This is a genomic window from Kluyvera cryocrescens NBRC 102467 (assembly GCF_001571285.1).
Taxonomy (GTDB): domain Bacteria; phylum Pseudomonadota; class Gammaproteobacteria; order Enterobacterales; family Enterobacteriaceae; genus Kluyvera; species Kluyvera cryocrescens.
Window position 1 is genome coordinate 19,322 of sequence record NZ_BCTM01000045.1, and the last position, 8,688, is coordinate 28,009.

The window sequence follows — 8,688 nt, forward strand, 5'->3', positions numbered from 1 at the left end:
ATGAAAAAAACCGTTATTGCGCTGCTGGCTATGGTGGCCAGCAGTACGGCGCTGGCGGCAACGCCCTGGCAAAAAATCACCCAGCCGATTAGCGGCAGCGCTCAGTCTATTGGCGCGTTTGCCAACGGTTGTATCGTTGGCGCACAGCCGCTTCCGCTGCAGGCCGAAACCTATCAGGTAATGCGTACCGATCAGCGCCGCTACTTTGGGCATCCGGAGCTGGTACAGTTTATCCAGCGTTTGGGGAATCAGGTACAGCAGCACGGTATGGGTACCCTGCTGATTGGTGATATGGGGATGCCTGCCGGCGGGCGCTTTAACGGCGGACACGCCAGCCACCAAAGTGGGCTGGATGTCGATATTTTCCTGCAGTTACCGAAAGCACGCTGGAGCTCCGCGCAACTGCTTAAGCCTCAGGCGCTGGATTTAGTGGCTGCCGATGGTAAGCGCGTAGTGCCAACGCTGTGGAAACCGGAAATCGGTCAGTTGATTAAACTGGCGGCCGAAGATCGGGAAGTCACGCGCATTTTCGTCAACCCGGCAATCAAGCAGCAGCTGTGCCTGGAAGCGGGTAACGATCGCGACTGGCTGCATAAAGTGCGTCCGTGGTTCCAACACCGCGCGCATATGCACGTGCGGCTGAAGTGTCCGGCAAATAGCCTTGAGTGTGAAGAACAGGCTCCACCGCCTGCCGGAGACGGCTGCGGCGCTGAGCTGCAAAGCTGGTTCGAACCGCCAAAACCCGGCACCACTAAACCTGTGAAGAAGACGCCTCCTCCGTTGCCGCCTTCCTGCCAGGCGCTACTGGATGAGCACGTACTCTAATGGACAGTTTCTCCACGTTATTTATGGTTGAGCCACTGATGCTGGTGGCACTCTTCTTTATCGCCATTCTGGCCGGTTTTATCGACTCGCTGGCCGGCGGCGGCGGTTTGCTGACCGTTCCCGCGCTAATGGCTGCTGGAATGCCTCCTGCGCAGGCGCTGGCGACTAACAAGCTGCAGGCCTGCGGCGGTTCGCTTTCCGCTTCGCTCTATTTTATCCGCCGTAAGGTGGTAAACCTTGCCGATCAGAAACTGAACATTCTGATGACCTTTATCGGTTCGATGAGCGGTGCGCTGCTGGTGCAATACGTGAAGTCAGATATTCTGCGCCAGATCCTGCCGTTACTGATTATCGGCATTGGTCTCTATTTTCTGTTGATGCCAAAACTGGGTGAATCCGATCGCCAGCAGCGTCTATATGGCCTGCCATTTGCGCTGGTGGCCGGCGGCTGCGTTGGCTTCTACGACGGCTTCTTTGGTCCGGGAGCAGGGTCGTTCTATGCGCTGGCGTTTGTCACCCTGATGGGCTTTAACCTCGCGAAATCCACCGCGCATGCCAAGGTGCTGAATGCCACCTCAAACGTTGGCGGCCTGCTGCTGTTTATCATTGGCGGCAAAGTGATTTGGGCGACCGGCTTTGTGATGATGGTGGGGCAATTTTTTGGTGCACGCATGGGCTCACGCTTAGTGTTAAGCAAAGGGCAGGCGCTGATTCGACCGATGATAGTGGTGGTCTCCGCCGTCATGAGCGCCAAGCTGCTTTATGACAGCCACGGACAGGAAATACTGCAATGGTTAGGGATGAACTGATGACCGCAACGCATGATTATCAGCAGCTGATTGCGATTTTTGACGGCTGCTTCGCCGATGAGTTTAATACTCGTCTGATTAAAGGCGACGACGAACCGATTTATCTTCCCGCAGATGCCGAAGTGCCGTACAACCGCATCGTTTTTGCGCACGGCTTTTACGCCAGCGGCCTGCATGAAATTTCCCATTGGTGCATTGCCGGGAAAGCGCGTCGCGAGCAGGTGGATTTTGGCTACTGGTACTGTCCGGATGGGCGAGATGCTAAAACCCAGGGGCAGTTTGAGGATGTGGAAGTGAAGCCGCAGGCTTTTGACTGGTTGTTCTGCGTGGCGGCGGGTTTCCCGTTTAACGTCAGCTGTGACAACCTGGAAGGGGATTTTGAGCCGGACCGCATCGTGTTTCAGCGACGCGTGCATGCGCAGGTGATGACCTATCTGAAAGAAGGGATCCCGCCACGCCCGGCCAAATTTATCCAGGCACTACAGAATTATTACCATACGCCGGCCCTAACGGCGGAACAATTCCCATGGCCGGAAGATCTCTAAGGCCATGTTACCGAAAGAGGAAAGAAGATGATCGCGGAGTTTGAAGAGCGCATTCTGGCGTTAATTGACGATATGGTGGAACACGCCAGTGATGATGAGCTGTTTGCCAGCGGTTATCTGCGCGGTCACCTGACGTTGGCCGTCGCCGATCTGGAAGAGGGCGAAGCTCATAGCGCTGAAGCGCTCTATCGCAATGTGACCCGCAGCCTGGAAACGGCGATTAGCGCAGGCGAACTGTCCCCGCGCGACCAGGCGCTGGTCAAAGATATGTGGGATAACCTGTACCAGCAGGCTTCTCACTAAGTTGGCCGATTGCCCGGAATCGCTGCCGGGCAATCAATCCTTTTTATTTTACCGCTTTTCCCTTCAGCAGTTTTCTTACCCACAGTCGATTCGGATTGAGACCCGCCAGCGTCACCGCATCCAGCGGTAGCGGCTCTTGACTCATCTGCGCTGCCAGCACTTCTGACGCCAGTGGCGCTGAACAAAGCCCGCGTGAACCTAGCGCCCCCAGCACAAACAGGTTCGGATAAACCGGCGCCGGTTCGGCCTCCTGTGCATTTTCGTTGAGCGTGGCATATTGCGTAAGCGTAGCGTCGTAATCCGGCACGTTGCCGACCATCGGCAGATGATCGCGGGTCGCACAGCGCACGCCGCATCGTGCCTCATTTGCACTGACATCGACCTCCAAAGGCCAGGCCTGATGTGGGAAGCAATCTATCAAGCGCTGACGATTAGCCCGCTGATCGTCTTCATTGAAGATCATTTCGCGCTCACCGCGATGGTAGCTGGCGCCGATGCAGTGCTGCTGGTTATGCGGGTTTTGCGGCGTCAGATAACCGTCATAGCACAGAACCTGGCTTAGCTGAGCCAGATTCTGTGAGGTGGGGATATGGCTGACCTGGCCGCCTACGGCGTACACCGGCAGGTGCTCGGTTTGCGTGAACTGGTTGAGATTGTGGCCATTCGCCAGCACGACGCTTGGGGCGCTAGCCGTTTCACCATCGGCAAACTGCAGCTGCCAGCCGTTCTCAGAGGATTCGAGTGCCGTTAGTGCTTTTTGCCAGTGCACCTGTAGCCCTTGCTGCCGCGCCAGGGCAAATACTCCGGCGGTCAGTTCGGCCGGACACAGCCAGCCGCCGAGTGGATACTGAATGCCGCCGCAGCCGGTTTCAAGGCCGATGTTCGCTTTCATTTCCGCCTCAGAAACTGCGCAGGCAACGTCTTCAGGCAGACCTAGCGACAGCATTTGCGCAATTTTTTGCGCGCTTTTTTCATCCCAACCGAGCTGCGTTACGCCACACCATTGATGATCAAACTCGATAGGCAAAGCGTCATACAGACGGCGGGCAAAGAGAAATGCCGCCGGGAAAAACTGCGCCAGCGCAGGATCATGCGCGGTGAGCAGTGGATAAAGCGCGCCCTGCCGATTGCCGGAGGCTCCCTGCGCCGGTGCGTCGTCGGCACAGTACAGCGTGACCGCCCAGCCGCGGCGCAGCAGGGCCAGTGAGAGTAGGGCGCTGGCGATGCCGCCGCCGATAATTGTCGTTTCCCGAACTTTACTGCCGGTGCGGGCAAACCACGGCGTTCGCGTCGCGTCGGGCTGGGGCTGCGTCATCTCGCCAATAAGCATTTCACGTTTACGGCCAAAGCCTTTGTGCTTGTGCATAGTGAAACCCGCATCCTGCAAGCCCCGGCGAACAAAACCCGCTGAGGTGAAGGTTGCCAGCGTGCCACCGGGACGAGCGGTGCGTGCCATGGCGGAAAACAGCGTCGGCGTCCACATGTCCGGGTTTTTTGCCGGCGCGAAACCGTCGAGGAACCATGCGTCGACCTGTTGGTTAAACGAGTCGTCGAGCTTATCGGTTAATTCGTTGATATCGCCAAACCACAAATCAAGCGTTACGCGCCCGCCGTCCAGCAGCAGGCGATGGCAGCCAGCGAGCGGCAGTGGCCACTGCGCCTGCAGTTGTTCAGCCCATGGGGCCAGTTCCGGCCAGTGTTGGTGCGCCAGGCGCAAATCATCGGCTTTGAGCGGATATTTCTCGAAACTGACGAAATGTAATCTTTGTAGCGTAGCGTCAGGGTACTGGCGGCAAAAGGCGTCAAAAGCCTGCCACAGCGTCAGGAAATTGAGACCAGTACCAAAGCCACTTTCCGCCACCACAAACAGCGGGTGCGGGTGGTGGGGGAAGCGTACCTCTAACTGGTTACCGCCGAGGAAAACGTAACGCGTTTCCTCCAGTCCGTTATCATTAGAGAAGTAGACGTCGTCGAAATCTCGGGAAACAGGTGTACCCTCACTGTTGAATTCGAGGTTGGCGGATTGTATGGCGTTTTGTTTCACGTAAGTTACTCGCGCGGCAAGGAGTCAGCCGATCTTAACGATGCGTGCCCGCAGGTGCAAATTTCTGCATAAAATTGCTGATCGGACTTGTTCGGCGTACAAGTGTACGCTATCTTGCCACTCGAAACTTAAAATAGTGATGACTTACAGAGGTATTGAATGAAACGTGCAGTGATTACTGGCCTGGGTATCGTTTCCAGCATCGGTAGCAACCAGCAGGAAGTCCTGGCATCCCTGCGTGAAGGACGCTCGGGGATCACTTTCTCTCAAGAATTCAAAGATTCTGGTATGCGTAGCCACGTATGGGGTAACGTCAAACTGGACACCACCGGTCTTATCGACCGCAAAGTGGTCCGTTTCATGAACGATGCCTCTATCTACGCTTACCTTTCTATGCAGCAGGCTGTTGCAGATGCTGGCTTGAAGGAAGAAGAATATCAGAACAACCCACGCGTCGGCCTGATTGCCGGTTCCGGTGGTTCTTCAAAAGCACAGGTATTTGGTGCAGATGCAATGCGCAGCCCGCGCGGCCTGAAAGCAGTGGGTCCTTATGTCGTGACCAAAGCGATGGGCTCAGCGGTTTCCGCCTGCCTTGCGACGCCGTTCAAAATTCACGGCGTTAACTACTCCATCAGCTCCGCCTGTGCCACTTCCGCGCACTGTATCGGTAACGCGGTAGAGCAGATCCAGTTGGGCAAACAGGACATCGTTTTTGCTGGCGGCGGCGAAGAGCTGGGCTGGGAAATGGCCTGCGAATTCGACGCGATGGGCGCGCTGTCTACTAAATACAACGAAACCCCAGACAAAGCCTCCCGTACCTATGATGCTCACCGCGATGGTTTCGTTATCGCTGGCGGCGGCGGTATGGTGGTGGTTGAAGAGCTGGAACACGCTCTGGCCCGCGGCGCGCATATTTATGCAGAAATCGTTGGCTATGGCGCAACTTCCGATGGTGCAGATATGGTGGCTCCATCTGGCGAAGGCGCTGTGCGCTGCATGCAGATGGCGATGCACGGCGTTGATACGCCAATCGACTACCTGAACTCCCACGGTACTTCTACTCCGGTAGGCGACGTGAAAGAGCTGGGTGCGATTCAGGAAGTGTTCGGCGACAACAGCCCGGCAATCTCCGCGACGAAAGCAATGACCGGCCACTCTCTGGGCGCCGCCGGCGTTCAGGAAGCTATCTACTCTCTGCTGATGCTGGAACACGGCTTTGTTGCGCCAAGCATCAACATCGATGAGATGGATGAGAAGGCTCAGGGTCTGAACATCGTCACTAAAGCGACCGACCGTGAGTTGACCACCGTAATGTCTAACAGCTTCGGTTTCGGCGGCACCAACGCAACGCTGGTGATGCGTAAGCTGAAAGCCTAACGCTGACGTTGATGTAAAAAAGGAGCCTAAGGGCTCCTTTTTTATGCATTGACAATCTGCCTGAATAACAGGCAAACTCCTGGCTCAACATTATCAACCTGATAATGCGTAAGCGTTTAACGTCAACCAACGCACCTTAATCCTGACAATCGGGTAGAGGGGGCGTGGCTACAGATCCTCGCCTTACTCAGTATTCTGGAGTAAAGCATGACCGCAGTAACTCAAATAGAACGTTCGACTTCTTCAAACGTTTCACTTTTTCGCATCGCCTTCGCGGTGTTTTTGACCTATTTAACCGTCGGTATTCCGCTGCCGGTCATTCCGCTATTTGTGCACCAGGAGCTGGGCTATGGCAACACCATGGTGGGTATTGCCGTGGGCGTTCAGTTCTTCGCGACCGTTCTGACGCGCGGCTATGCCGGGCGGCTGGCCGATCAGTACGGCGGTAAACGTTCCGCCCTGCAAGGCATGTTCGCCTGCGCCTTTGCCGGCGCCGCCTGGCTTGGCGCCGCGCTGCTGCCGGTCGATACCCTGGTCAAATTTGGGCTGTTAATCGTTGGGCGCCTGATCCTGGGATTCGGTGAAAGCCAATTATTGACCGGGACGCTGACCTGGGGAATGGGGCTGGTTGGGCCAAAACAATCCGGTAAGGTGATGTCGTGGAACGGTATGGCGATTTTTGGCGCACTGGCCGTAGGGGCACCGCTGGGGCTCTTCATTAACGCCCGCTATGGCTTTGCCGTGCTGGCTGGGGTAACCATGATGCTGCCGCTGCTGGCCTGGGCCTTCAACGGCTCGGTGCGCAAGGTGGCGGCGGTGGCCGGTGAGCGTCCATCGCTGCTTAGCGTGATTGGCCTTATCTGGAAACCGGGAATGGGGCTGGCGCTGCAGGGCGTAGGTTTTGCCGTGATCGGAACCTTCGTCTCGCTGTACTTTGTCAGCAAAGGCTGGTCAATGGCGGGCTTCACGCTGACCGCGTTCGGCGGCACTTTCGTGCTGGTACGTATTTTGTTTGGCTGGATGCCGGACCGCTTCGGTGGCGTCAAAGTGGCGGTAGTCTCGCTGCTGATTGAAACCATCGGGCTGCTGCTGCTGTGGCAGGCTCCCGACGCGTGGGTTGCTTTATCCGGCGCGGCGCTGACCGGGGCCGGTTGTTCGCTTATCTTCCCTGCGCTGGGCGTCGAAGTGGTTAAGCGTGTGCCGCAGCAGGTACGTGGTACTGCGCTCGGTGGCTACGCGGCGTTTCAGGATATCGCGCTTGGCGTTTCCGGCCCGCTGGCGGGGATGCTGGCGACATCTTTCGGCTACCCTTCAGTGTTCCTCGGCGGGGCAATATCCGCCGTACTGGGCATCATGCTGACGCTTTGGGCGTTTCGGAAATAACCCTATGCACCGGCTCTGCGCACGGTAGGGCCGGTCGCCGCTTTTCTCGGCAGAAAATATTTGACCTGGAATTCGTACATGTTGGTATACAGAATGGAGTAATCAATCGGCGTTGATTGCTCATCCACCGCCTGGGTCTGCATGCGAATTATTGGGTCTAATGCGCTGATATGTAGCAGTTTTGCCACTTCTGGCGACGGCAGTATAGGCTGAATAGATTCGTAGCAGCCCATGATTTTCACGCCGCATTCGTTTTCGATGTAGGAAAATTTCGACTTCTTCATGTGGGCAATCGTCAGGTCTGGAAAGCGGCTGGCGGAAAGCCAAGTCTCTTCAACCTGCATGGCGATATTATCGATAAGACGCAGTCGTTTCGCGTAGTACACCGGTTCGCCAAGCGTCACCCGTAGACTGTTGGCAATTTCATCTGAGGCGGTTTGCAGTTCAAACTTGAGTATCTGGCTGGTGGGGGTTTTACCCTCGTTTTTTGCTATTTCGGTAAAACTATCAAGATGCGTAACCGACGCCTGAAAATGTTTGTTTCGCAGATAGGTCCCAGAACCATGCCGCCTTTCAATCATCCCTTCCTCTTCCAGCGTTTTTAACGCTTTGCGTAATGTATTACGCGAAACATCATAAAGCTCTGCCAATTCTTTTTCTGACGGCAGAAGATCGCCAATATTGTAGATCGCGCTATTTAATCTGTTTTTAAGCAGATTGATGACGTTCTGGTAAACCACTTTTGAACCTCCTTAAATCCTTTTTAAACAAAAGGTTGCAAATTCATTCGCACAATTTATGGCTGACACGTTCATCTTTTAGTCCATTTTTGAACAACTTGGCCGCCGTTAAGGAAGGTGCGAATAAGCAGGTCATTTCTTCCCAAGCTGACTCGCTGATTAAAATTTCGCGGATCTGGGCCGATTTTTTTCCCGCAAACACATCGAATCAGCCTATTTAGGCTATTTTTTCCACCATTTCTGGCGTTATTTCCGGTTTTTACTGAGATCTCTCCCACTGACGTATCATTTGGTCCACCCGAAACAGGTTGGCCAGGGTGAATAACATCGCCAGTTGGTTATCGTTTTTCAGCAGCCCCTTGTATCTGGCTTTCACGAAGCCGAACTGCCGCTTGATGATGCGAAACGGGTGCTCCCCCCTGGCACGGATGCTGGCTTTCATGTATTCGATGTTGATGGCCGTTTTGTTCTTGCGCGGATGCTGCTTCAAGGTTTTTACCCTGCCGGGACGCTCGGCGATCAGCCAGTCCACATCCACCTCGGCCAGCTCCTCGCGCTGTGGCGCTCCTTGGTAGCCGGCATCGGCTGAGACAAATTGCTCCTCTCCATGAAGCAGATTACCCAGCTGATTGAGGTCATGCTCGTTGGCCGCGGTGGTGACT

9 protein-coding genes and 1 pseudogene are annotated in these 8,688 nt (G+C 55.5%); 6 read left to right on the plus strand and 4 right to left on the minus strand.

Annotated elements, in window-relative coordinates:
• The 4 genes from mepA to KCR01S_RS21565 are packed head-to-tail and all read left to right on the plus strand — an operon-like array spanning position 1 to position 2,482.
• Complete coding sequence (gene mepA / locus KCR01S_RS21550; RefSeq protein ID WP_061285013.1) at positions 1-825, plus strand: penicillin-insensitive murein endopeptidase; 825 nt, start codon at positions 1-3, stop codon at positions 823-825.
• Positions 825-1,634, plus strand: coding sequence for a sulfite exporter TauE/SafE family protein (locus tag KCR01S_RS21555; RefSeq protein WP_061285014.1), 810 nt, complete (start codon positions 825-827; stop codon positions 1,632-1,634). The genes mepA and KCR01S_RS21555 overlap by 1 nt, the downstream gene beginning before the upstream one ends.
• On the plus strand, positions 1,634-2,179 hold the full coding sequence (locus KCR01S_RS21560; RefSeq protein ID WP_061285015.1) for an elongation factor P hydroxylase: 546 nt from the start codon (positions 1,634-1,636) through the stop codon (positions 2,177-2,179). Before KCR01S_RS21555 ends, KCR01S_RS21560 begins: the two co-directional genes overlap by 1 nt.
• 27 nt (positions 2,180-2,206) lie before the next feature.
• Positions 2,207-2,482 (plus strand): YfcL family protein, encoded by a 276-nt coding sequence (locus tag KCR01S_RS21565; RefSeq protein WP_061285016.1) that lies wholly within the window; start codon positions 2,207-2,209, stop codon positions 2,480-2,482.
• Positions 2,483-2,525: 43 nt separating this feature from the next.
• On the opposite strand, the gene mnmC is transcribed toward KCR01S_RS21565, so the two are convergent.
• A complete protein-coding gene (gene mnmC, locus KCR01S_RS21570; protein ID WP_061285017.1) occupies positions 2,526-4,526 on the minus strand; it encodes a bifunctional tRNA (5-methylaminomethyl-2-thiouridine)(34)-methyltransferase MnmC2/FAD-dependent 5-carboxymethylaminomethyl-2-thiouridine(34) oxidoreductase MnmC1 in 2,001 nt (666 codons plus the stop codon).
• Positions 4,527-4,685: 159 nt separating this feature from the next.
• Between mnmC and fabB the strand changes: the two genes are divergently transcribed.
• Positions 4,686-5,903 (plus strand): beta-ketoacyl-ACP synthase I, encoded by a 1,218-nt coding sequence (fabB, locus tag KCR01S_RS21575; protein WP_052285716.1) that lies wholly within the window; start codon positions 4,686-4,688, stop codon positions 5,901-5,903.
• A 207-nt stretch (positions 5,904-6,110) separates the two neighbouring features.
• Positions 6,111-7,286: an MFS transporter gene (locus KCR01S_RS21580; RefSeq protein ID WP_061285018.1), complete on the plus strand. Its 1,176-nt coding sequence runs from the start codon at positions 6,111-6,113 to the stop codon at positions 7,284-7,286.
• A gap of 2 nt (positions 7,287-7,288) precedes the next feature.
• Here the strand turns inward: KCR01S_RS21580 and KCR01S_RS21585 are convergent, their stop codons facing one another.
• From KCR01S_RS21585 to KCR01S_RS21590, 3 genes and pseudogenes are all read right to left on the minus strand, one after another.
• Entirely contained in the window at positions 7,289-8,026 is a 738-nt protein-coding gene (locus KCR01S_RS21585; protein ID WP_061285019.1) for a GntR family transcriptional regulator, read from the minus strand.
• A 71-nt stretch (positions 8,027-8,097) separates the two neighbouring features.
• Positions 8,098-8,304, minus strand: coding sequence for a hypothetical protein (locus KCR01S_RS25850; RefSeq protein WP_369691458.1), 207 nt, complete (start codon positions 8,302-8,304; stop codon positions 8,098-8,100).
• Positions 8,286-8,688 (minus strand): annotated as a pseudogene (locus tag KCR01S_RS21590) (IS5-like element ISKpn26 family transposase); the annotation flags it as partial. The pseudogene KCR01S_RS21590 and the gene KCR01S_RS25850, both read right to left, overlap by 19 nt.